This window comes from Microbacterium sp. SWDP-B6 (assembly GCF_059803615.1).
The window spans coordinates 22,253-43,231 of record NZ_JAPFGV010000002.1 but is presented as its reverse complement, the minus strand read 5'-3'; the positions used below and the strand labels follow the sequence as shown (position 1 = coordinate 43,231).

The window sequence follows — 20,979 nt, the reverse complement described above, 5'->3', positions numbered from 1 at the left end:
CGAGGTCGTCAGTTCATCTGACGATCCCGCAGTCGACGCACCCGCCGTGGGAATCCATCCGGCACCTGCACGGGCAGCGCGTCGATCGGCCACCAGCGCACGTCCTCCGACTCGTCGCTCACGATCAGTGCCGTGTCATCTGAGACGACGACGGCGACCCCGATGTCGAGGTGCGAGGCGCAGCGTCCGAAGGCCGAGGAAAGCGCGTGGTGGTCGAGGTCGTACACGAGAGGCTCGGCGAGGCCCGAGACGACCACTCCGGTCTCTTCACGCAGCTCACGGAGCGCGGCATCCGCAATCGAGAGGTCGCCCGCCTCGAGGTGTCCTCCAGGTTGCACCCAGAACTGCCCCTTGGCGTGGAACACGAGCAGGGTTCGAGTGAGTGTCGGATCGAACACGAGCGCCGATGCCGTGGCGTGGCGCGGGCCGTCGTCGCGGGAGACGGGGCCGTGGTCGTCGGGAAAGAAGCTCGCGAAGTCGACCTGGGCAGCGCGCTCGCGCTCGGAGGACACCGCGGCGCCCAGAACCAGGAGACGCACATCGGCGCCGAGGCCAGCGGTCATGAAGGCTCCTCTTTCGTGCGGGGCACGAACCGGGGGATCCAGCGGATGAACCCGCCCGCGCCGACCAGACCGATCACGCCCATGGCCGCCGCCGCGATCGGCAGGGACGCGATCGCGACGATCGCCGAGACCAGCAGGGGAGCGACGGCTCCTCCGGCATCCGTCAGCGTGCGCCATGAGCCGAGGAACGCGGCAGGCTCGCTCTTCGGGGCGACGTCGGCGCCCAGCGTCAGCAGAATGCCGCTCGAGAGGCCGTTGCCGACCCCGAGCACGGCGGCGAACATGCCGAACCACAGCACGGCCGCATCCAGATCATGTGTGAAGGACAGCGCGAGGAATCCCGCTCCCATCAGCACCATCGCCGGCATCGCCGCCCAGAGTCGTCCGAAACGGTCCATCACCTGGCCGCTCGCATAGAACAGCGCGAAGTCGATCGCGCCCGAGATTCCCACGACCAGCGCGATCGTCGAGGCGTCGAGGCCGAGCGACAACCCCCACAGCGGCAGCACGACCTGCCGTGCAGACCGCACGGCCGACAGCGACGCGGCGGCGAGTCCCAGTCGGCCGAGTACGCTGCGCTGCTGCCACATGGTGCGGAAGATGCCCGCGCGCGCCGCCGTGGGAATCGAACCCGTGACAGGCTCGCCCGAATCATCCGCAAGCGCAGCGGTGCGCACCGCAGTCGTCGGCGCGATCGTCTTCTCAGGATCCGGGCCGAACAGCACGAGCAGCACCATCACGACGAGGCAGCCCAGGAAGAACCAGATCGCTGCCATCTCCGAACCGAACAGCTGCAGCAGACCCGCAGCGGCGAACGGTCCGATGAAGATCCCGAGGCGGAAGCTGCCGCCGAGCAGCGAGAGGGCCCGCGCGCGGAAGGCGATCGGCACCCTCGTCGTCATGAAGGCATGACGAGCCAGACCGAAGGCGGCCGCGCAGAAGCCCAGGAGGAAGACGGATGCCGCGAGCACGGCGAGCGTGGGGGCGAAGACCATGCCCACGCCGGCACTGATCGCGATCACGCCCGCGATCACCATCGTGAAGCGTTCGCCGATGCGGCCCACTGCCCAGCCGGCGGGGAGGTTTCCGCAGAGCTGGCCGACCACGAGAGCGGAGGCCACGAGCGCGGCGAACGCGATGTCGGCGCCCATCCGCGCCGCGATCACCGGGATGAGCGGGATCACCGCGCCTTCGCCGAGCGAGAAGAGGACGGTCGGGAGGTACACCATCGGCCCGAACCGCCTCAGGACCGTGGATGCGCTGCTCACCCGTTTCACGCTACTCCCGTTCGAACGCCGTCCCCGCCCGCGCAGGCGGCACGTTAGGCTGGACGCGACATGCTCGAACTCGATCTCTCCGCCGACATCCAGGCCCTGCGACTCACCTACGGTGACATCCGCGAGGTCATCGATGTCGAGACCCTCCGCTCCGACATCGCGCGCCTCAGCGAGGAAGCCGGCGTGCCGGACCTCTGGGACGACCCCGAACGCGCCCAGAAGGTGACCAGCGCGCTGAGCCACCGGCAGTCGGCGCTCGCCAGGGTCGAGGGCATCGGTCGTCGACTCGACGACCTCGAAGTGCTGGTCGGGCTCGCGAACGAGATGGGCGATGAGGAATCCGCCGTCGAGGCTCGCGCCGAGCTCACCGCGCTCACCGAGATCATCAACCAGCTCGAGGTCCAGACGCTGATGGACGGCGAGTACGACGAGCGTTCCGCCATCGTCACGATCCGCTCGGGTGCCGGCGGCGACGATGCCACCGACTTCGCCGAGATGCTGATGCGCATGTACCTGCGCTGGGCCGAGCGTCACAAGTACCCCGTCAAAGTGCTCGACACCTCGTACGCCGAGGGCGCCGGCATCAAGTCGGCCACGTTCGAGATCGACGCGCCCTACGCGTTCGGCACAGTGTCGGTCGAGGCCGGAACGCATCGCCTCGCGCGCATCAGCCCGTTCGGCTCTGCCGACAAGCGTCAGACGTCGTTTGCCGCTGTCGAGGTCATCCCTCTCATGGAGGAGGCGACCGAGGTCGACATCCCCGAGAACGACATCCGTGTCGACGTCTTCCGTTCATCGGGCCCTGGCGGGCAGTCGGTCAACACCACCGACTCCGCGGTGCGCCTGACCCACCTGCCGACCGGCATCGTGGTGTCGATGCAGAACGAGAAGTCGCAGATCCAGAACCGCGCCGCGGCCATGCGAGTGCTCCAGACCCGACTCCTGCTCCTGCAGAAGGAGGAGGAGGCCGCGAAGAAGAAGGAACTCGCCGGCAACATCACGGCGAGCTGGGGCGATCAGATGCGCTCCTACTTCCTCTACGGTCAGCAGCTCGTGAAGGACCTCCGCACCGGACACGAGTCGGGCAACCCGGCTGCCGTGTTCGACGGCGATCTCGACGGGTTCATCTCGGCCGGCATCCGCTGGCGCAAGCGCAAAGACGAGGACTGAGCGAAGGCTCACTCTCAGCGGGCGGCCTCTTCGAGGCGGCCCGCTTTTCTCGTCCCCCCTCGCGGTTCGTGTCCGTGTCGGAGGCCGAACCCCGACGAGTGCGCGTGGCGACGGGCGGACATGGCCGGAGCAGAGGGCCGGAGCCGAAGCGGACCGGAGCCGAGATGGGCCCGTGCAGAAGTAGACCGGAACGGAAGTGGGCCCGTGCCGGATGCCGAAGCATCGTGCACGGGCCCACCTGCGACGCGAACCGCCGGCGACCGCCGGACGGGTTCGCCTTGCGCTGTGTTCTAGCCGGCTGACGGGGTGACGGTGATGCGCGTGACCTCCTGCAGGACCTCGTCGGTGAAGATCACGTCGTAGGACTCGCTCTGCGCGACGTCGAAGGTGATCTTGCCGTCGACCGTGTCGCCGGGCTCGAGTTCTTCAGCCACGATTCCGTCGACGTAGTAGTCGTAGGTCCCTTCGACGCCTTCAGCGGTCTCGATGCCGAAGTTGAATGCGCTCAGGTAGCTCGTGCCGGAGACACCGGTGAAGGTGACGTCGAGGATCACGTAACCGCCGTTGGTCGAGGGAATGCTCGAGCCGTCGCTCGTCGCCCACGTGGCCGAGTGGATCGTGACCTCGCTCGTGGCGGCCATCTGGTTGATCGGCACAGGGGAGCCCATCTCGCCCTCGACGACCTCGGGAGCGCCCGTGCCCTCTTCGTCGGTCCCCGGATCCTGTTCTGTTCCGGTGCCCGTGTCCGAATCGCTCGACGGCGGGGCCGTCGGCAGGTCGCGGACGGCCTCGGACACCGTCGCGAAGACGATGACGAAGAACATGACGACCGCGATGATCGCACCGATCACCGACAGGATGAGGCCGGAGATGCCCGGCCACTTCTTGCCCTTGAGGAACAGCGAGATCAGCGAGACGATGAATCCCACACCCAGCAGGAGCCATCCGAGCCAGAAGATCACGGGGATGCACGACAGGATGGTGCCGAGCGCTGCGAGCCCGAGCCCGACGAGGCCGAGGATCGAAGGCCCCGACGGAGCTGCCGGGGCGGTCGCTCCGTACGCGGGCGGGTAGCCCGTGGGAGCACCGTACTGCTGTCCTGCGGACGCATATGGTGCGGCGCCCGGGTAGCTCGGCGCTGCGGCCCCCGGGTAGCCGGCGGTGACGGGGTACTCCTGGGGCTGCGCGGGAGCAGCGGCACCGGGGTACGAGGGCGCGCCCCCGCCATACGGCTGCACGGTGCCGTCGGCCGGCGCAGCGGCGCCCGGAGCGGTGAAGTCGGGAGCCTGCGCGCTGCCGGGTTCTTCAACGGAAGTCTCGGAGGCGGACCAGGAGGACTCGGACTCGGGAGCTGCGACCTCGTCCGCAGGCGCCTGCGCACCGGCATCGGAGTCGGAGGGTGCAGGGGCATTCCACGACTGGGTCTCGACCGCAGCGACGGATTCGATCGACGCGGCGGTCTCCGCGTCGGCCGCGGACTCCGGAGAGCTTGCGGACGAGGCGTCATGCGCGCTCTGGGCGGAACCGGAGTTCGTCGCCTCGTCATCGGTCGAAACGGCGGTCGACGCATCCGCTGCGGGCTCCGTGGAGTCGACGATCGGAGCGAAGTGCTCGGTCCACTGGGTGCCGTCCCACCAGCGCTGGCGCCCGGATCCGTCGTCATACCAGCCTGCAGGCGTCGTCATGGTTCCCCCTCGGAGTATCGTCCACCCTGATGGCGTGGATCGGCACCTCCATGTATAGCAGTGCGGTGTGACACGCAGGGGGCTCCCGCGGGGTGTCGCTCGCGAACAGACGAACGGGCGCGCTTAGGCTCGAACCGCCATGATTCGGTTCGAGAACGTCACGAAACGCTACCGCGGGACCTCACGGCCCGCTCTGTCCGATGTCGACTTCGAAGTGCAGCGAGGCGAGTTCGTCTTCCTCGTGGGCGCTTCAGGGTCGGGCAAGTCGTCCTGCCTGCGGCTGATCCTCCGAGAGGACGTGCCGACCACCGGCCGCGTCGCCGTGCTCGGACGCGACCTGCGTTCGCTGGCGAACCGCAAGGTGCCGTACTTCCGCCGCCATATCGGATCCGTGTTTCAGGACTTCCGACTGCTTCCGTCGAAGACCGTCTATCAGAACGTCGCCTTCACACTGCAGGTGACGGGCTCGTCGCGCGGTTTCATCCAGCAGGCCGTCCCCGAGGCGCTCGCGCTGGTCGGGCTCGACGGCAAGCAGAAGAGAATGCCGCACGAGCTCTCCGGTGGAGAACAGCAGCGCGTCGCGATCGCTCGAGCGCTCGTCAACCGCCCCCAGGTGCTGCTCGCGGACGAGCCGACCGGAAACCTCGACCCGGCGACGTCGGTCGACATCATGCAGCTTCTCGCGAGGATCAACGCGGGCGGTACGACCGTGCTCATGGCGACGCACGAGGCGGGCTTCGTCGACCAGATGCAGCGCAGAGTGATCGAGCTCCGCGACGGCGAGATGGTGCGAGACGAAGTGCACGGCGGGTATGGCGACACATCGAACATCCCGCGCCTCGTCCCCGAGGAGGTGCGCGGTGCGGCAGCGGCAGCCGCCCTCACCGCGGTGCAGGAGGTGCAGCGCCAGACAGCCGACCTCTCGCTCGTCCGCGCTGCGCTCGCTGAGGAGCTCACCGCTCAGCGCAAGGCCGAGGGAGCATCCGCGGATGCCGTACCGACCGCATCCGAGACGCCGGAGGCGCAGGCCGCACCGATCGAGCCGCCCGTCGTCGAGGAGCAGCCCGTGGCCGTCCAGGCCCCTGTCGCGCCTCGGACGCATCCCATCGTGATGCCGCAGGTCGACGTCGCCGAGCTCGGCGTGGCCGATCGCCTCGGCCTGTCTGATGACGGTTCCGAAGAAGTGGGGCCGACGTCATGAGAATCGGACTCATCCTCACCGAGGCCCTCGGCGGCCTCCGACGGAACATCTCGATGGTCATCTCCGTCGTTCTCGTCACCTTCGTGTCGCTGACGTTCGTCGGCGCTGCGATCCTCATGCAGGCGCAGATCGGCACCATGCGCGGGTACTGGACCGAGCGGGCCCAGGTCGCCGTGTACATGTGCTCCGACATCTCCGAGCAGGACACCTGTGTCGACGGTGGTGCCTCGGAAGAGCAGGTGAACGCCGTGCGGGCCCAGCTCGAGGGCGAGGCGCTCGCCCCCCTCATCAGCGAGGTCACCTTCGACTCCAAGGAGGACACCTACGCCAAGCTCGTCGAGCAGCTCGGCGAGGACCAGGCGAGCGTCATCACCCCCGAGCAGGCGTTCGAGGTCTTCTTCGTCACCATGAAGGACCCCGGCCAGTCTCAGGTGATCTCCGAGGCGTTCAACGGCGTCGCCGGCGTCGAGCAGGTGCAGGACCAGTTGCAGTACCTAGAGCCGCTCTTCTCCGCGTTGACGGTCGCGACATACATCGCGGTGGGGATCGCCACGCTGATGCTGATCGCCGCCATCCTGCTGATCGGCACGACCATCAGACTCTCCGCCTACGCCAGGCGCAAGGAGATCGGGATCATGCGTCTGGTGGGTGCATCCAACCGCTTCATCCAGACGCCGTTCGTGCTGGAGGGCGTGTTCGCCGCGTTCCTCGGCTCGGCCCTCGCGAGCGCGGCGGTCGTCGCCGGGGTGCACTTCGGTGTCGACGGCTACCTTCGAGGACGCGTGCCGTTCATCACGACGTGGGTGTCGATGCAGGATGCCGTCGTCGTCGTCCCCGTGCTGATCGGGATCGGTGTCGTGCTGGCCGCACTCTCGGCGGGCTTCGCGATCCGACGCTGGCTTCGCACCTGAGCGGCTCGCCGGTATAGACTGACAGGCTGTCGTGCGCCCGCCTCGGGCTCTGGAACACTGCGCGACACGGATCAGGAGAGAATCATGCCCAGGGAACGCGGGGAGAAGGTCATCGCGACCAATCGTCGCGCACGTCACGACTACAACATCGAGAAGTCGTACGAGGCGGGGATGGTGCTCACCGGCACCGAGGTCAAGTCGTTGCGTCAGGGACGCGCGAACCTCAGCGACGGGTATGCGTTCGTCAAGGGGAACGAGGTCTTCCTCGATTCCGTGCACATTCCGGAGTACTCGCAGGGGCACTGGACCAACCACTCCGCCAAGCGCGTCCGCAAGCTGCTGCTGCACCGCGAGGAGATCGCGAAGCTGCAGCATGCGGTGTCCGCCGGCGGCTACACGCTGATCCCGCTGAAGCTGTACTTCTCGGACGGTCGGGCCAAGGTCGAGATCGCTCTCGCCAAGGGCAAGAAGGAATACGACAAGCGTCAGACGCTGCGTGAGCGTCAGGACACCCGCGAGGCCGACCGCGCCATGCGCCTGCGCAACCGCGTCGGGGAGTGATCAGCGCGCGGGCGTGAAGCCGAACACGCGTCCGAGAAAGCCGAGCTCCCTCTCGAGTGCGTCGACGATGGTCTCGCTCGCACGGAAGCCGTGGCCCTCGCCCGGGTAGAGCACGTACTCATGCTCGACGCCTCGCTGCGCCAGAGCGTCGCGGATCGCTTCGGACTGCGACGGCGGCACGACACGGTCCTCCGCTCCCTGCATGAGCAGCACGGGCACGCCGATCCGATCGGCGTGCGTCAGGGGAGAACGATCGACGTAGAGCGCCTCGGCCTCGGGCAGCGGTCCCACCAGGCCCTCGACGTAGTGCGCCTCGAAGTCGTGCGAGTGCTCGGTCAGCATCCGCAGATCGGCCACGCCGTATCGGCTGATGCCCGCGGCGAACGTGCCGCCCCGCACCAGCGACGAGAGCACCGTCCAGCCGCCGGCCGAGCCCCCGCGGATCGCGATGCGATCGGGGTCGGCGAGCCCGGCGTCGGCGAGGCCGCGCGCCGCGGCGATCACATCGTCGACATCGACCACGCCCCATCCGCCGTCGAGTCGTTCTCGGTAGGCGCGCCCGTATCCCGTCGATCCGCCGTAGTTGACGTCGAGCACGCCGATGCCGCGGCTGGTCCAGAACGCGATGGCCGCGGACGAGGCGCCCGTCGCATGGGCGGTCGGGCCGCCGTGCACGAGCACGAGGTAGGGCGGGAGCTCGTCGTCCGCGGCTGAAGCCGACGGGTTCACGGGCTCGTAGACGAAAGCATGGACAGGGCCGTGAGCGCCATCGACCAGGATCTCGGATGCTGCGGGCATCCACGTCGGGTCGGCCGGCGTCGCTCCCGCGACCACCTCTATGTCGCCGGAGTCGACGTCGACGCACCAGACACCTGGCGCGGTCGTCGAGCTGTTGCCGGAGAGGAGCACTCGGGTGCCTGCGACATCGTCGATGCTGACATGGCCGTCGGCGGCAACGGGGATGCGGTGGGCACCGCCGTCCCGCTCGATGACGTCCACCTCGTCGCGTCCGTTCGTGCGCACCGCCACGATGCGACCGTCGGCGAGCGGTCGATACCAGCGATTGCCGAGCACCCAGAGTCCGTACCCCGTGTCGGCGTCCGTGTCGGCGATCCGCTCTGCGGGACCGACCGCTTCGCGGCCGTCGACGCGCTGTCGGTGCAGCGCCCAGCGACCGGAGGGGTCATCCGAGTACAGGATCTCGCCGTCGTCCGTCCACTCCGGCTGGAGGGCGGCTCGCGTGGGCAGCTCCGTCCGGCCGGTGCCGTCGGAGAGCACCAGCGACGCGTGCTGCCACGGCATGCGTTCGCCCGACCATTCGACCCACGCGGCGCGAGTCCCGTCGGGAGACAGCGCAGGATGCGCGTAGAACGACTCTCCCTCCACGAGCACCTTCAGCAGCGTCGGATCGTCGGAGGCGGACCCGTCTGTCGGGATCTCGACGATGCCGCGCTGGTGCGGGTCGACCGAGAGGTCCTCCCGCACCGCGAACAGTCGCCCGTTCTGCAGGCGCAGGCCGCCATGTGCCGGCCCCGCGGGAGTCAGGGGCATCGGGGCGCCACCGCGGGGCATCCGATGCACACGCTGATCCTTGGCCTCGACGAAGAACAGTGTCCCCTCGGCATCCGCCGTCCACGCCCCTCCGCCGTACTCGTGCACGCGCGACCGTGCACTCCAGGGCGCGGGGAGGATCTCGGCGCCGCTGGAACTTCGTACCGTCAGGCGACCGCCCTCGGCAGGCACCGACTCGCCCCACCAGATGTCATCGCCGACGAAGGCGGCGCCGTCGATCCTCGGAGACGACGCGGCGATCCGGTCGGGAGTGAACGGAGAGGGCCAGGTACCGAACGGCGACGACATGGTTCGAGCCTATGGCGCACCGGCTCACGGCGTCACACAGGGTGGGTTTCGGGCCAGGCGACGAGGTCTCCGAGAATGCACGATTCCGGAGGCTCGTGTGCGGAGAGGGTCAGACGGAGCGGAGCACCGCGACGATCTTGCCGAGCACGACGGCCTCGTCGCCGAGGATCGGCTCGAAAGCGGAGTTCCGAGGCAGCAGCCACGTGTGGCCGTCTCGTCGCCGGAGTACCTTGACGGTGGCCTCGCCGTCGAGCATGGCGGCCACGATCTCACCGTTCTCTGCGCTGTTCTGCGAACGGACGACGACCCAGTCGCCATCGCAGATCGCGGCGTCGATCATCGACTCGCCCGACACCTTGAGCATGAACAGGTCGCCCTTGCCGACGAGCTGACGGGGGAGCGGGAAGATCTCCTCGACCTGCTGGTCGGCGGTGATCGGAACGCCGGCGGCGATGCGCCCGACGAGGGGAACCAGTGCGGCGTCTCCGACGGGCGTCGCCACATCGGCAGGGTTCTCACCGCTCGCGCCGGGGAGGTCGATGAGCACCTCCATCGCGCGGGTCTTTCCCGGATCGCGGCGCAGATATCCGCTGAGCTCGAGCTGACCCAGCTGATGAGTCACGCTGGACAGCGACTTGAGTCCGACGGCGTCGCCGATTTCGCGCATGCTCGGCGGGTAGCCGTAGTGACTGATCGACGTCTGGATGACCTCGAGGATCGCCATCTGCTTCGGGCTCAGGCTCTTCCGGCGACGAGTGCGCGGGGCGTCGGCCTCGGGGGCGGAGTTGTCGCTCATGGTGCTCCTCAGGTGTGCGATCCGGCGTCTCAGTTCGAATGTCGGAGGCCCGTGATGGGGTGTTCCTATCGAAACCGTATCCGAGAAACGCGACGATGTGGAAGATCTGTTCGAGCGTGTCGGCCGATTCTCGCACTTCTGTTTCGAAGAACGCTTGACAGATGTTCGAATTCGAAGATAACTTCGGTACGTAGCTTCGCATCCCCGGCTCCCGGCCGAGGCGTGGATGCGAACGCTACGCCAACTTCACCGCCCACGCGGTAGATGCAGAGGAGCACGACATGAGCACCATCACCTTCAGCAGTGCAGCAGTCCTTCCGGCTCGTCCGGCGACGCGGCTCCGGCTGACGGCGCGTGGTCGACGCGTCGTGCTCGCCGTCGCAGCGGTGCCCCTCGCCGTCGGAATCGCCTTCGCGGCGATCAGCGGCGGCAGCGCGATGGCCTCGGGTGAGCAGACGGCGACGGCGACGTTCGCGACCGTGACCGTGATGCCGGGCGACACTCTCTGGTCGATCGCAGAGGGCATCGCGCCCGAGGCCGATCCGCGCGACGTGATCGGCGACATCACACGGCTGAACCTGCTGCGCGGCGGGGAGCTGCAGATCGGTCAGGAGCTGGCGATTCCGGCGCAGTATTCGGAGTGAGCCCGACTTCGCCCGATTCGTGGAGCGAGGCGGGGGAGTTCCCGTTCACACTCGGTCTCGACGGGCATTCATGGGGCGAACGCGGCCTACCATGGGAAGGGTGACTGCATCACTCGACGACCTGCCACTTCGCGACGACCTCCGGGGGCTCACGCCGTACGGAGCGCCTCAAGCGCCTCTCCCGATCGCACTGAACGTCAACGAGAACACGCATCCGGTTCCGGACGCCGTGGCCAGCGACATCCTCGATGACATCGCGGTCGCGCTCCGAGACGTCAACCGCTACCCGGATCGCGAGTTCACCACGCTGCGCGAGGGGTTCGCCGAGTACCTCGGCCACGGTCTCGAGGCGGATCAGATCTGGGCGGGCAACGGGTCGAATGAGGTCCTTCAGCACATCCTGCAGGCATTCGGGGGGCCGGGTCGTACGGCGTTCAGCTTCAGCCCGACCTACTCGATGTACCCGCTGATCTCGAAGGGGACCGGGGCGCGGTGGGTCGCCGGCGCCAGGCAGCCCGACTATACGATCACGCCCGAAGAGGCGGCAGCCCAGGTCAGGGATGTCGACCCCGATGTCATCCTCCTGTGCTCCCCGAACAACCCGACGGGCACACCGCTCGGTCTAGACGTGGTCGAAGCGGTCTACGAGGCATCGACGGGGATCGTGGTCGTCGACGAGGCCTACCAGGAGTTCGCGCCGCGCGAGGCGGCCTCCGCCCTGACCCTGCTCGAAGGACGCCCTCGGCTCGCCGTGTCTCGCACCATGAGCAAGGCCTTCGCGTTCGCGGGTGCTCGCGTGGGCTACCTCGCCGCCGATCCCGCCTTCATCGACGCCCTGAGGCTCGTGCGTCTGCCGTACCACCTCAGCGCTCTCACTCAGGCGGCGGCGGTGGCCGCACTGCGCAACTCCGACGTGATGCTGGGCATGGTCGAGGAGATCGTCGAGCAGCGGGATCGCATCTCGGCGACGCTCGAGGCCCTCGGCTACACGCCGCACGAGTCGTGGTCGAACTTCGTCCTCTTCGGGGGCGTGGCAGAGCCTCAGAAGATCTGGCAGCAGCTGTACGACCGGGGAGTGCTGATACGCGACGTCGGGATCCCCGGACACCTCCGCGTCACCGCAGGCACCGAGGCGGAGACCACCGCGTTCCTCGATGCCCTCGCCTCGATAGGATCGGCTTCATGAGCACCCCCGCCCAGATCTCCCGCACCGCCACGCGTGTGCGCAGCACGTCGGAGTCCACCGTCGAGCTCGAGCTGAACCTCGACGGCACCGGTGCGAGCCGCATCGACACGTCGGTGCCGTTCTTCGACCACATGCTGACGGCGTTCGCGAAGCACTCTCTCACCGACCTCACCGTGCGCGCATCCGGAGACACGCAGATCGACGCCCACCACACCGTCGAAGACATCTCCATCGTGCTCGGTCAGGCGATCCGCGAGGCGCTCGGCGACAAGTCCGGGATCTCCCGCTACGGCGACGCGCTGGTCCCGCTCGACGAGGCGCTCGCCCAGGCCGTCGTCGACATCTCGGGGCGCCCCTACCTGGTTCACACGGGAGAGCCCGCCGGTTTCGAGCACCACCTCATCGGGGGCCACTTCACCGGGTCGCTGGTGCGCCACTCCTTCGAGGCGATCACGTTCAACGCCGGGCTGACGGTGCACGTGCGCGTCCTCGGTGGCCGTGACCCCCACCACATCGCTGAGGCCGAGTTCAAGGCGTTCGCTCGAGCATTCCGCCAGGCCAAAGCGCTCGACCCCCTGGTCGACGGCATCCCGTCGACGAAGGGTGCGCTGTGAGCTCGGCACCCAGGGTCGCCGTCTTCGACTACGAATCGGGCAACGTCCACTCGGCGGTGAAGGCTCTCGTCGCGGCGGGTGCGGACGCCGTGCTGACGCGCGATCGCAAAGAGGCGCTCGAGGCCGACGGTCTCGTGGTGCCCGGCGTCGGCGCGTTCCAAGCCGTCCGAGACGCGCTCTACGCGCACGGCGGCGACGAGATCATCGACCGTCGCCTCGCAGGCGGACGCCCCGTCCTCGGCATCTGCGTCGGGATGCAGGTTCTCTTCGCACACGGCGTCGAACGCGGGCATGATGCCGAGGGCCTCGGCGAGTGGCCCGGAGCGGTCACCGAACTCAACGCGCCCGTGCTTCCGCACATGGGGTGGAACACCGTCGAGCCGGGCGCCGACTCCGTGCTGTTCAAAGGCATCGAGAACGAGCGCTTCTACTTCGTGCACTCGTACGCCGCGCAGTCGTGGGAGCTCGATGTCATCCCGCCGTTCCCACAGCCCGTGCTCACCTGGTCGACCTACGGAGACCCGTTCCTCGCCGCCGTCGAGAACGGACCGCTCTCGGCGACGCAGTTCCACCCGGAGAAGTCGGGAGAGGCAGGAATCCAGCTGCTCCGCAACTGGGTCGACAGCCTCCGGTCGTGACGAGCGATACCGGGCGCCCCGGATCGAGAGCCCGTCGCACAGCTGCGCGTCGGTGACCGCCCGCGGGGCTGCTCAGAAACCGCGCGCGACCGCGGCTGCGGCCGAGAGCCAGGATCGCTGCGTCGGTGCCGCGAGTGCCCGAAGGCGCAGGTGGCCGTCGACCATCTCGCGGTCGAAGGGAATGCCGACGACTTCGCGCGCGAGAGGCTGGTAACCCGCGATCACGTCCGTCACCTCGGCCGGTGACGCCTTCGGATCGGCCTGGCTGACGATGACCACCGATTCCCGCGCGAGCCGCGCCGAGCGCTCGTCGCGGTCCTCGAGCGCCTCAAGCAGCAGGGCCCCGGCTTCGGCATGGTCATCGCGTGTCGTCGTCGCGACGACGATCTGGTCGGCGAGGTCGATCATCCGCAGCCACATGGGATCGGATTCGTCGTTGCCCGAGTCGATGATGATCAGGCGATAGAACTTGGCCGCGATCGCGTGGATGGAGTCGACGTCGGTGGGCCGGAGCCGGTTCTCGTGCGCGAGTCGGATCGGCTTCGACCGCAGGACATCGTATTTCTCCTGAGGCTGGTGGTGCACGAAGTGCGCGAGGTCCGCAGACTGTCCCTGGGCTCCGAGCAGACGCTGCGTCTGCGGAAGCAGTTCAAGCAGTGTGCGGTCGTGAGCCCCGGTCTCGGTGCGCCAGCCGAGCGTGCCGCGGGTCTGGTTGTTGTCCCATGCCAGTACGCCGGCTCCGCCGTACTGAGCGAAGACCGCTGACAGCAGCACGGTGGCCGGTGTCTTTCCCGCCCCGCCCTTTCCGTTGACGACCGCGACGGTGCGGGGTCCCGGCCAGTGACGGCTTACAGCGTGCTCGTCGTCGCGCACGGCTCGCTCGCGGGCGTTGGGTCCGAGGGAGAATCCGACGCGATTGAGCAGCCCGCGCCCGCCCTGTCGCGCGGGCTCCTCGCGGCGCTCCTCCTGCAGGAACGAGCGTCGTCCTACACCCTGCTCACGCTGCTGACGGCGCGATGATGCCGAAGACGCCGACTCGGCCGCAGCGGCGTTCGGTGCCGGCGGGGGCGCGGTGGTCGGCGCCGGCAGCGGCGGGGTGGGCGGGACGCCGGGGGTCTGGTGCTGCGGCACGCCATTCGCCGGGGTCGGCGTCGACGTCGGCGGGATGTTCGGGGCAGGGGCAGGGGCAGGGGCAGGGGCAGGGATCGGCGCCGCAGGGCTCGCCGCGGAACGGGCGTCAGTACCGGGAGCGGCAGGGCTCTGCGGCCCCGCCCACGCAGCGGGAGGCGGTCCGGGAACCGAGGGGGCTGCAGGCGGTCGGGAGATCGGGTCGGAGGGGCTGACCGCTCGGGGAGTGCCGGCCGGCGGAGTCTCGGCAGATGCTGCCGCCCACGCCGCCGCGGCTGCGCGCGTCCCGGGCAGGGGCGGGCTCGACGGCGCGTCGCCGTTCAGCGGTCGCTGGCGTGCATGGTCGGGATTCCCTTCCGGTGCGACCGGCCGCTGCGCGCCGTCATCCGGAGTCTCGGGAGGCGGCGCATTCCCGCGCCGCAGGGGTCCGCCTCCTCGCGGTTCCGCATCGCGCACCATGCAACATCTCCTCACCGACCGAACAGGGGCGTCATCGAGGCTACCGCGTGGCACACGATGTTCTCAGCCGTCATCGTTTTGGAGCGGGCGGATGCGCGGGCTAGTGTCGATTCTCGTGCCGGTGAATCGGCTCTCCATCTCACCTGAGGACGTCATGAACGACTTCGCGCAGTCTCCCTCTCTCACTCTGCTCCCCGCCGTCGATGTCGCCGGCGGCAAGGCAGTCCGTCTCACCCAGGGTGAAGCCGGCACCGAGACCAGTTACGGCGACCCGCTCGACGCCGCGGGGGAGTGGGTCGCGCAGGGCGCGCAGTGGATCCACCTCGTCGACCTCGATGCCGCCTTCGGTCGCGGCAGCAACGCCCCGATCCTCCGCAAGGTCATCAAGCAGTTCAAGAACGTCAACGTCGAGCTGTCCGGCGGCATCCGTGACGATGCGACGCTCGAAGCGGCTCTCGAGAGCGGCGCGACACGGATCAACCTCGGCACGGCCGCGCTCGAGAACCCGGAGTGGGCTGCCGACGTGATCGGCCGCTTCGGCGAGGCGATCGCCGTGGGACTCGACGTCCGCGGCACGACGCTGGCCGCACGCGGCTGGACGAAGGAAGGCGGCGACCTCTGGGAGGTGCTCGAGCGCCTCGAGGATGCCGGTTGCAGCCGCTACGTCGTGACCGACGTCACGAAGGACGGAACGCTCAAGGGCCCGAACCTCGAGCTGCTCCGCGAGGTCACCGCCCGCACGCCGAAGCCTGTCGTGGCCTCCGGGGGCATCTCGAGCCTCGACGACATCGCCGCGCTTCGCGAGCTGGTGCCGCTGGGTGTCGAAGGTGCGATCGTCGGCAAGGCGCTCTACGCCGGCGCCTTCACGTTGGCTGAGGCTCTGGATGTCGCAGGGGACTGACGACGCCTGCAGCCCCGGCTCACAGGGCCACGGCTCACAGGATCATGCCTCGCCGAAGCAGGGAGACTCCGCAGGTGTGCCCTGGGAGGGGCGCAGCTTCGAGTCGAATCCGCATGCGGGGGATGACGGCTCCGCGGACCCGGCGCTTCTCGACGCCCTCCTGCGATTCCGTGCAGGTGAGGGCGCTCAGAGCGAGGTCGTCGACGCGTTCCGCACGGCACGGGTGCTGATACCTCTGGTCGCCGAGAAGGGCGAAGAGGGCGTCGCCCCCAGCGGTCTCGCGGTCGACAAGACGCAGGAGCTCTCCATCGTGACGGTGGCTGCGCCGGACGGTCGCCGGGTGCAGCCGGTGTTCTCCTCGGTCGAGGCGATGCAGCGCTGGGACGCCACGGCGCGACCGATTCCGGTCGACGCGACGCGCGCCGCACTCGCGGCGTCCGCGGACGACACCGACCTCATCGTGCTCGATCCGACCTCCGACACCGAGTTCGTCATCCGTCGCCCGGCAGTGTGGGCGATCGCGCAGGGGCACGGCTGGGAGCCGAGCTTCCTGTCTCCCGAGGTGTTCGGCGCCCTCCAGGCGAGCGTCGCGCACGAACTCGCGGTGATCGATGTCGCAGTCGCCGCCGGCGACCCGGATGCGCGCCTGCGCGGGCCAGAGCTCATTGTCATCCTCGAGCTGGTCGACGGCCTCGAACGCGAAGTGCTCGACGCCGTGCTCGCCCGCCTCGCACAACGCTGGGCGGCGGACGACCGCATCGCCGTGCTCGCCGACTCGCTGACCGTCAAGCTCCGTCGTTCGGCCTGACCGGAGCAGCGCACCCCATCGCTAGGGTTGCTGCATGCCCGTCGCCGTCCTCCTGCACTTCCATCCGGATTGGCCCTTTCGAGACGGCACGGTCATGGATGCGATGGCGAGGGACGGCCGGTATCGTTCACAGTTCGAGACGGGGACGTCGAACGGCGGGCTCACTGCGCATCGGCAAGGCGATCGGTGGCGTTGGGAGAGCCGTCTGTTCGACGGGAGATACGACGCCGGCGCGCCCCACGCGAGACCCGTGTACGGCGCGCTCGACCTCGGCGACGCGCACGGAGCATCCCCACGATTCGGGTCGTCGTTCGTCCGGCTCCGCCCCGAGGCGGCTGCGCGTGCCACGTTCTGCTACCCGGACTCGGTCTTCGAGCCCGACGGCGTCGTCGACCTCCATGGCGTCGACGCTCTGGTCGAGCAGATGCGATCGGGTGACCTCGACCCGCTGGACCGCTACGTCGAGGCGCACGTTCACGGGGGAGTCGACTTCGCGGTGGATGTCGAGGAGATCGTCCTCGACCCCTGCTTTCGCGACTCCGACGCACATGCCGCCGCCGCTCGGCTCGCAGCGGTCGACTTCCATCCCGGTTTCAGGGCTGACACGGCCGCCCTCGATCCGAGGTATCGCGGAGCCGAGTACGTCGACCTGGCGAGGAGTCTGTCGGACGAACTGACGCCCGACGTGGTCGGAGCGGCAGCGCGCTCCGGCATCCATGAGCCGCAGGCGCTGAAGCGGGTCTGGCATCTGCTGGCACGTTTCGGACGCAGTCCATCGCATGCGCCCCACTGATTCGTGTGTCGTCGTGGTGCGCGCCGCCGACCGGACCATCTGGGAACCCTGCGACGGAGCCCGCGATGCTCCTGGAACCCGGACCGCAGCATTCTGACGCTCAGGTCATCTGCGTCCCACGGGATCCAGGAGCCCGCCACACGCGGTGACTAGTTGACCGGCCCGGTCCACTTCTCGCCCGGACCCTTGCCGATCGGGTCGGGGATCGTCGATGCCTCGCGGAACGCGAGCTGCAGTGAGCGCAGCCCGTCACGCAGGGAGCGTGCGTGCATGTCGCTGATCTCCGGCGCGCCGGCGGTGATGAGACCGGCCAGAGAGTTGATGAGCTTGCGAGCTTCGTCGAGATCGAGCTGCTCTGCCGCGTGCGGGTCGTCGGCGAGGCCGAGCTTGACGGCTGCCGCGCTCATGAGATGCACGGCTGCGGTGGTGATGACCTCCACCGCCGGAACGTCTGCGATGTCCCGGGTGGCGGAAGATGCCGCCTCCTCCTGCCGTGCCCAGCGCTCTTCGCGCTCGCGTGCAGCCTCGTCCGATGCCTGGTTCGTCACTTCGCCTTGCCTTCTGTTAGACTGTGTCGGGCTCCGGAGCGTCATGCTCCGGTACGAAAGAGGATTCACTTCCCACCCGCGCTTGCCGTTCCAGGCTACCGGGTCTTGCACTCCACCGGATCGCGTCGTGAGACTGATCCGGCAGGCAGGGTGCATAGCCGGCGTCTGACTGCCGGTGGGTGGGGGACGATTCTGATTTCGCCCGGGATGCTGACTGCGTCCTGGTGGCTGAATCCCATCGTCTAAGGAGTTACGCATCAGCGATCCCCGCACCAATGAGCGCATCCGCGTCCCCGAGGTCCGCCTCGTCGGCCCCGCGGGTGAGCAGATCGGCGTCGTCCGCATCGAGGCGGCGCTGCGCCTTGCGCAGGAAGCCGACCTCGACCTCGTCGAGGTCGCACCGAACTCGAAGCCGCCCGTGGTCAAGATCATGGACTACGGCAAGTTCAAGTACGAAGCCGCCCAGAAGGAGAAGGAAGCTCGCCGCAACCAGGCGAACACCATTCTCAAGGAGGTCCGCTTCCGACTGAAGATCGAGGCGCACGACTACACGACCAAGCTCAAGCGCGCCGAGGGCTTCCTGAAGGCCGGCGACAAGGTCAAGGCCATGATCCTGTTCCGCGGCCGCGAGCAGTCGCGTCCCGAGCAGGGTGTCCGTCTTCTCCGCAAGTTCGCCGAGGACGTCGCCGAGCTCGGAACCGTCGAGTCGAACCCGACCATCGACGGTCGCAACATGGTGATGATCGTGGCTCCGCTCAAGAGCAAGTCCGAGGCCAAGCAGGAGCAGAACGCGGTTCGCGACGCCCAGCGCGCAGCGAACAAGCAGGCCGCCCGCGAAGCCAAGAGCGACACCGATGCCCCGGCCGAGGCCGCAGCGGAGTAACTCCCGCCCCCCAGACTCCCGCACCGCGGGTTGACACCGTCGCCTGAGAAGGCGCCATACGAAGGAAGAGAAGATGCCGAAGCAGAAGACCCACTCGGGTGCTAAGAAGCGCTTCAAGATCACCGGCAGCGGCAAGCTGAAGAAGCAGCAGGCCGGTATGCGCCACAACCTCGAGCACAAGTCGAGCCGGCGCACCCGTCGTCTGAACCAGGACCAGGTGCTCTCGAAGGCTGACACCAAGACGGCCAAGAAGCTTCTCGGCCGCTGACGCGCCCGACGCACGAATAGGAACACAGGAAAATGGCAAGAGTCAAGCGGGCGGTAAACGCCCACAAGAAGCGTCGGGTCATCCTCGAGCGCGCAAAGGGTTACCGCGGTCAGCGTTCGCGCCTGTACCGCAAGGCCAAAGAGCAGGTCATCCACTCGCTGGTCTACTCGTACCGTGACCGTCGCAAGCGCAAGGGCGACTTCCGTCGTCTCTGGATCCAGCGCATCAACGCTGCTGCACGCCAGAACGGCATCACGTACAACCGCTTCATCCAGGGCCTCGGTCTTGCGGGTGTCACTGTCGACCGTCGTATGCTCGCCGACCTCGCGGTCAACGACGCAGCGACCTTCACGACGCTGGTCGAGACGGCGAAGAAGGCTCTGCCCTCTGACGTCAACGCTCCGAAGTCCGCTGCGTAAGCAGCTCTTCACCACAGAGGACGCTCTCCTTCGGGAGGGCGTCCTCTGTCGTTCCCCCGGCGTTTGCGCAGGAACAGCTCTGCCGTTCTCTAGACTGTGAACGTGCTGGAGAACCCCCGTTCGCCCCGAGTCCGTGCCGTCGCCAAGCTGACCAAGCGCAGCGCGCGAGCAGAGACAGGTCTGTACCTCCTCGAAGGACCTCAGGCGGTTCGAGAGGCGCTGACCTACAGCCCCGAGGCGATCGTCGAGTTGTTCGCGACACCGACCGGCTGGGAGAAGCATCCGGACATCCGCGCGAAGGCATCGGATGCCGGCATCGACGTCGAGCACGTCACCGAGTACGTGCTGAACGCGATGGCGGACACGGTCACGCCGCAAGGACTGGTCGCGGTCGTCCGGCAGGCACCGACCTCCGTCCGCGACATCTTCGCGGACTCCCCGCGTCTCGTCGCGATCTGCGAGGAGATCAGGGACCCGGGAAACCTCGGCACGATCATCAGGGCCGCCGACGCGGCGGGGGCGGATGCCGTCGTGCTCACCGGTCGCACGGTCGACCCGTACAACCCGAAGGTCGTCCGTGCCACGACGGGGTCACTGTTCCACCTGCCCGTGGCGGTGGGAGCCGAGCTCGCCGATGTGGTCGAGAAGGCGCACGCCGCCGGTCTTCAGATCCTCGCGGCGGATGTGAAGGGCGACGATCTGCTTCGGGCACGCGCGGACGGAGTCCTCGCCGAGCCGACGGCCTGGCTGTTCGGCAACGAGGCGCGGGGTCTCGAGGACGACGCGCTCGACCAGGCCGATCAGGTGCTGAAGCTGCCGATCTTCGGTCGGGCAGAGTCGTTGAATCTGGCCACGGCCGCGAGCGTCTGCCTCTATGAGAGCGCTTTCGCGCAGCGGGCGGCATCCTCCTCCTGATCGCGGGCGGCGAGGCGCTCTCTCGCTCTGCTGGTAGGTTTGTCCCTGCTCGAGCGGAGAAGGGGACCCAGGGTCGATGCAGATTCTGATCGTGGAGGACGACGAGCGCGTCGCCGCCGCACTCGAGGCATTCCTCGCCCGCTCGGGTTATGCGTCCGTACGAGCGGCAGACGGTGCGTCCGCCCTGCAGCTGCTGGGTGCCGACACCGAGGTCGTGCTCCTCGATCTCGGTCTGCCCGACGTCGACGGCATCGATCTCTGCCGCCGGATCCGCGGTCGCTCCGAGGTTCCGATCGTCATCGTGACAGCGCGCAACCAGGTCACCGAGCGCATCAGAGGGTTGCGGGCCGGAGCCGACGACTTCGTCGTCAAGCCCTACGACGTGCACGAGCTCCTGGCTCGCATCGAGGCCGTCACCCGACGTTCGCGACCGGTGCGCCCAGAGTCCGAGGCGCGTGTGCTCCTGCAGGATGGCGAGGTGGAGATCGACCTCGTCGCTCGCCAGGTGCTCATCGACCGGGCACCGATCGAGCTCACTCGCAAGGAGTTCGACATCGTGTCGGTGCTCGCCCGGTACCCCGGTGTGGCCGTGCCGAAGGAGAGACTCATCCGCGAGGTCTGGAACACCGACTGGCGCGGGTTCGGCCACTCTCTCGAGGTGCATGTCGGCGCCATCCGCAAGAAGACGGGCCAGCGTCGTCTGATCGAGACCGTGCGCGGTGTCGGCTACCGGCTGGCCGGGTAGCCGTCG

General features: G+C 68.3%; 23 protein-coding genes. 16 read left to right on the top strand and 7 right to left on the bottom strand.

Going from position 1 to position 20,979, the window contains the following annotated elements:
- Positions 1 to 8: 8 nt before the first annotated feature.
- Positions 9 to 563 (bottom strand): NUDIX hydrolase, encoded by a 555-nt coding sequence (locus tag OPU70_RS04730; protein WP_498557247.1) that lies wholly within the window; start codon positions 561 to 563, stop codon positions 9 to 11.
- Positions 560 to 1,792 carry an MFS transporter gene (locus OPU70_RS04725; protein WP_498557331.1) on the bottom strand — a complete coding sequence of 411 codons (1,233 nt, stop codon included), beginning with the start codon at positions 1,790 to 1,792 and terminating at the stop codon, positions 560 to 562. Before OPU70_RS04725 ends, OPU70_RS04730 begins: the two co-directional genes overlap by 4 nt.
- Positions 1,793 to 1,900: 108 nt before the next feature.
- Here OPU70_RS04725 and prfB point away from each other — a divergent pair, with 108 nt between their 5' ends.
- Positions 1,901 to 3,010, top strand: coding sequence for a peptide chain release factor 2 (prfB, locus tag OPU70_RS04720; RefSeq protein ID WP_042536528.1), 1,110 nt, complete (start codon positions 1,901 to 1,903; stop codon positions 3,008 to 3,010).
- A gap of 290 nt (positions 3,011 to 3,300) precedes the next feature.
- Here prfB and OPU70_RS04715 read toward each other — a convergent pair whose 3' ends face one another.
- On the bottom strand, positions 3,301 to 4,695 hold the full coding sequence (locus OPU70_RS04715) for a DUF2510 domain-containing protein (RefSeq protein ID WP_498557246.1): 1,395 nt from the start codon (positions 4,693 to 4,695) through the stop codon (positions 3,301 to 3,303).
- A 139-nt stretch (positions 4,696 to 4,834) separates the two neighbouring features.
- Here OPU70_RS04715 and ftsE point away from each other — a divergent pair, with 139 nt between their 5' ends.
- The 3 genes from ftsE (at position 4,835) to smpB (ending at position 7,368) form a co-directional block, all read left to right on the top strand.
- Positions 4,835 to 5,896, top strand: a complete 1,062-nt coding sequence (gene ftsE, locus OPU70_RS04710) for a cell division ATP-binding protein FtsE (protein ID WP_309689931.1) — start codon at positions 4,835 to 4,837, stop codon at positions 5,894 to 5,896.
- A complete protein-coding gene (gene ftsX, locus OPU70_RS04705; protein ID WP_042536530.1) occupies positions 5,893 to 6,807 on the top strand; it encodes a permease-like cell division protein FtsX in 915 nt (304 codons plus the stop codon). Before ftsE ends, ftsX begins: the two co-directional genes overlap by 4 nt.
- Positions 6,808 to 6,891: 84 nt before the next feature.
- The gene (smpB, locus tag OPU70_RS04700) at positions 6,892 to 7,368 is read left to right on the top strand and encodes an SsrA-binding protein SmpB (protein ID WP_042536531.1); all 477 of its coding nucleotides are present in this window, start codon (positions 6,892 to 6,894) and stop codon (positions 7,366 to 7,368) included.
- On the opposite strand, the gene OPU70_RS04695 is transcribed toward smpB, so the two are convergent.
- Both OPU70_RS04695 and lexA read right to left on the bottom strand, forming a co-directional pair.
- On the bottom strand, positions 7,369 to 9,228 hold the full coding sequence (locus OPU70_RS04695) for a S9 family peptidase (RefSeq protein ID WP_498557245.1): 1,860 nt from the start codon (positions 9,226 to 9,228) through the stop codon (positions 7,369 to 7,371).
- Positions 9,229 to 9,337: 109 nt separating this feature from the next.
- Positions 9,338 to 10,024 (bottom strand): transcriptional repressor LexA, encoded by a 687-nt coding sequence (gene lexA / locus OPU70_RS04690; RefSeq protein ID WP_042536533.1) that lies wholly within the window; start codon positions 10,022 to 10,024, stop codon positions 9,338 to 9,340.
- Positions 10,025 to 10,305: 281 nt separating this feature from the next.
- On the opposite strand from lexA, the gene OPU70_RS04685 reads away from it, so the two are divergent.
- The 4 genes from OPU70_RS04685 to hisH all read left to right on the top strand — a co-directional run bounded on the left by OPU70_RS04685 (position 10,306) and on the right by hisH (position 13,106).
- Positions 10,306 to 10,668 carry a LysM peptidoglycan-binding domain-containing protein gene (locus tag OPU70_RS04685; RefSeq protein ID WP_042536534.1) on the top strand — a complete coding sequence of 121 codons (363 nt, stop codon included), beginning with the start codon at positions 10,306 to 10,308 and terminating at the stop codon, positions 10,666 to 10,668.
- 91 nt (positions 10,669 to 10,759) lie between these two features.
- The gene (locus tag OPU70_RS04680; protein WP_498557244.1) at positions 10,760 to 11,854 is read left to right on the top strand and encodes a histidinol-phosphate transaminase; all 1,095 of its coding nucleotides are present in this window, start codon (positions 10,760 to 10,762) and stop codon (positions 11,852 to 11,854) included.
- Positions 11,851 to 12,468 carry an imidazoleglycerol-phosphate dehydratase HisB gene (gene hisB, locus OPU70_RS04675; RefSeq protein ID WP_042536536.1) on the top strand — a complete coding sequence of 206 codons (618 nt, stop codon included), beginning with the start codon at positions 11,851 to 11,853 and terminating at the stop codon, positions 12,466 to 12,468. The genes OPU70_RS04680 and hisB overlap by 4 nt, the downstream gene beginning before the upstream one ends.
- Entirely contained in the window at positions 12,465 to 13,106 is a 642-nt protein-coding gene (gene hisH / locus OPU70_RS04670; RefSeq protein WP_042536537.1) for an imidazole glycerol phosphate synthase subunit HisH, read from the top strand. The genes hisB and hisH overlap by 4 nt, the downstream gene beginning before the upstream one ends.
- A gap of 72 nt (positions 13,107 to 13,178) precedes the next feature.
- Here hisH and OPU70_RS04665 read toward each other — a convergent pair whose 3' ends face one another.
- Positions 13,179 to 14,237, bottom strand: a complete 1,059-nt coding sequence (locus OPU70_RS04665) for a MinD/ParA family ATP-binding protein (protein WP_052492799.1) — start codon at positions 14,235 to 14,237, stop codon at positions 13,179 to 13,181.
- A 610-nt stretch (positions 14,238 to 14,847) separates the two neighbouring features.
- Here OPU70_RS04665 and priA point away from each other — a divergent pair.
- Genes priA through OPU70_RS04650 form a run of 3 tightly spaced genes read left to right on the top strand, consistent with a single transcriptional unit; the run spans position 14,848 to position 17,195 of the window.
- Positions 14,848 to 15,594, top strand: a complete 747-nt coding sequence (priA, locus tag OPU70_RS04660; protein WP_079114015.1) for a bifunctional 1-(5-phosphoribosyl)-5-((5-phosphoribosylamino)methylideneamino)imidazole-4-carboxamide isomerase/phosphoribosylanthranilate isomerase PriA — start codon at positions 14,848 to 14,850, stop codon at positions 15,592 to 15,594.
- A complete protein-coding gene (locus OPU70_RS04655) occupies positions 15,578 to 16,402 on the top strand; it encodes an SseB family protein (protein WP_042536539.1) in 825 nt (274 codons plus the stop codon). The genes priA and OPU70_RS04655 overlap by 17 nt, the downstream gene beginning before the upstream one ends.
- A gap of 34 nt (positions 16,403 to 16,436) precedes the next feature.
- Positions 16,437 to 17,195: a DUF3626 domain-containing protein gene (locus OPU70_RS04650; RefSeq protein WP_042536540.1), complete on the top strand. Its 759-nt coding sequence runs from the start codon at positions 16,437 to 16,439 to the stop codon at positions 17,193 to 17,195.
- A gap of 149 nt (positions 17,196 to 17,344) precedes the next feature.
- Here OPU70_RS04650 and OPU70_RS04645 read toward each other — a convergent pair whose 3' ends face one another.
- Positions 17,345 to 17,743, bottom strand: a complete 399-nt coding sequence (locus OPU70_RS04645) for a DUF1844 domain-containing protein (RefSeq protein WP_042536542.1) — start codon at positions 17,741 to 17,743, stop codon at positions 17,345 to 17,347.
- A 232-nt stretch (positions 17,744 to 17,975) separates the two neighbouring features.
- Here OPU70_RS04645 and infC point away from each other — a divergent pair, with 232 nt between their 5' ends.
- The 5 genes from infC to OPU70_RS04620 all read left to right on the top strand — a co-directional run bounded on the left by infC (position 17,976) and on the right by OPU70_RS04620 (position 20,973).
- On the top strand, positions 17,976 to 18,626 hold the full coding sequence (gene infC / locus OPU70_RS04640) for a translation initiation factor IF-3 (RefSeq protein ID WP_079113185.1): 651 nt from the start codon (positions 17,976 to 17,978) through the stop codon (positions 18,624 to 18,626).
- 73 nt (positions 18,627 to 18,699) lie between these two features.
- Positions 18,700 to 18,894 (top strand): 50S ribosomal protein L35, encoded by a 195-nt coding sequence (gene rpmI, locus OPU70_RS04635; RefSeq protein WP_036278714.1) that lies wholly within the window; start codon positions 18,700 to 18,702, stop codon positions 18,892 to 18,894.
- Between the two features lie 32 nt (positions 18,895 to 18,926).
- On the top strand, positions 18,927 to 19,313 hold the full coding sequence (rplT, locus tag OPU70_RS04630; protein WP_029262486.1) for a 50S ribosomal protein L20: 387 nt from the start codon (positions 18,927 to 18,929) through the stop codon (positions 19,311 to 19,313).
- 102 nt (positions 19,314 to 19,415) lie between these two features.
- Positions 19,416 to 20,228, top strand: coding sequence for a TrmH family RNA methyltransferase (locus tag OPU70_RS04625; protein ID WP_042536547.1), 813 nt, complete (start codon positions 19,416 to 19,418; stop codon positions 20,226 to 20,228).
- 76 nt (positions 20,229 to 20,304) lie between these two features.
- Positions 20,305 to 20,973: a response regulator transcription factor gene (locus OPU70_RS04620; RefSeq protein WP_042536548.1), complete on the top strand. Its 669-nt coding sequence runs from the start codon at positions 20,305 to 20,307 to the stop codon at positions 20,971 to 20,973.
- Positions 20,974 to 20,979 lie beyond the last annotated feature (6 nt).

Bases quoted from the DNA above. Each gene is read 5' to 3' on its own strand.
- OPU70_RS04655 (WP_042536539.1), top strand. From the start codon at position 15,578: ATGTCGCAGGGGACTGACGACGCCTGCAGCCCCGGCTCACAGGGCCAC.
- OPU70_RS04680 (WP_498557244.1), top strand. From the start codon at position 10,760: ATGGGAAGGGTGACTGCATCACTCGACGACCTGCCACTTCGCGACGAC.
- ftsE (WP_309689931.1), top strand. From the start codon at position 4,835: ATGATTCGGTTCGAGAACGTCACGAAACGCTACCGCGGGACCTCACGG.
- OPU70_RS04695 (WP_498557245.1), bottom strand. From the start codon at position 9,228: ATGTCGTCGCCGTTCGGTACCTGGCCCTCTCCGTTCACTCCCGACCGG.
- OPU70_RS04725 (WP_498557331.1), bottom strand. From the start codon at position 1,792: ATGGTGTACCTCCCGACCGTCCTCTTCTCGCTCGGCGAAGGCGCGGTG.
- priA (WP_079114015.1), top strand. From the start codon at position 14,848: ATGAACGACTTCGCGCAGTCTCCCTCTCTCACTCTGCTCCCCGCCGTC.
- OPU70_RS04685 (WP_042536534.1), top strand. From the start codon at position 10,306: ATGAGCACCATCACCTTCAGCAGTGCAGCAGTCCTTCCGGCTCGTCCG.
- OPU70_RS04620 (WP_042536548.1), top strand. From the start codon at position 20,305: ATGCAGATTCTGATCGTGGAGGACGACGAGCGCGTCGCCGCCGCACTC.
- lexA (WP_042536533.1), bottom strand. From the start codon at position 10,024: ATGAGCGACAACTCCGCCCCCGAGGCCGACGCCCCGCGCACTCGTCGC.
- hisB (WP_042536536.1), top strand. From the start codon at position 11,851: ATGAGCACCCCCGCCCAGATCTCCCGCACCGCCACGCGTGTGCGCAGC.
- prfB (WP_042536528.1), top strand. From the start codon at position 1,901: ATGCTCGAACTCGATCTCTCCGCCGACATCCAGGCCCTGCGACTCACC.
- ftsX (WP_042536530.1), top strand. From the start codon at position 5,893: ATGAGAATCGGACTCATCCTCACCGAGGCCCTCGGCGGCCTCCGACGG.
- OPU70_RS04730 (WP_498557247.1), bottom strand. From the start codon at position 563: ATGACCGCTGGCCTCGGCGCCGATGTGCGTCTCCTGGTTCTGGGCGCC.
- rplT (WP_029262486.1), top strand. From the start codon at position 18,927: ATGGCAAGAGTCAAGCGGGCGGTAAACGCCCACAAGAAGCGTCGGGTC.
- rpmI (WP_036278714.1), top strand. From the start codon at position 18,700: ATGCCGAAGCAGAAGACCCACTCGGGTGCTAAGAAGCGCTTCAAGATC.
- smpB (WP_042536531.1), top strand. From the start codon at position 6,892: ATGCCCAGGGAACGCGGGGAGAAGGTCATCGCGACCAATCGTCGCGCA.
- OPU70_RS04650 (WP_042536540.1), top strand. From the start codon at position 16,437: ATGCCCGTCGCCGTCCTCCTGCACTTCCATCCGGATTGGCCCTTTCGA.
- OPU70_RS04715 (WP_498557246.1), bottom strand. From the start codon at position 4,695: ATGACGACGCCTGCAGGCTGGTATGACGACGGATCCGGGCGCCAGCGC.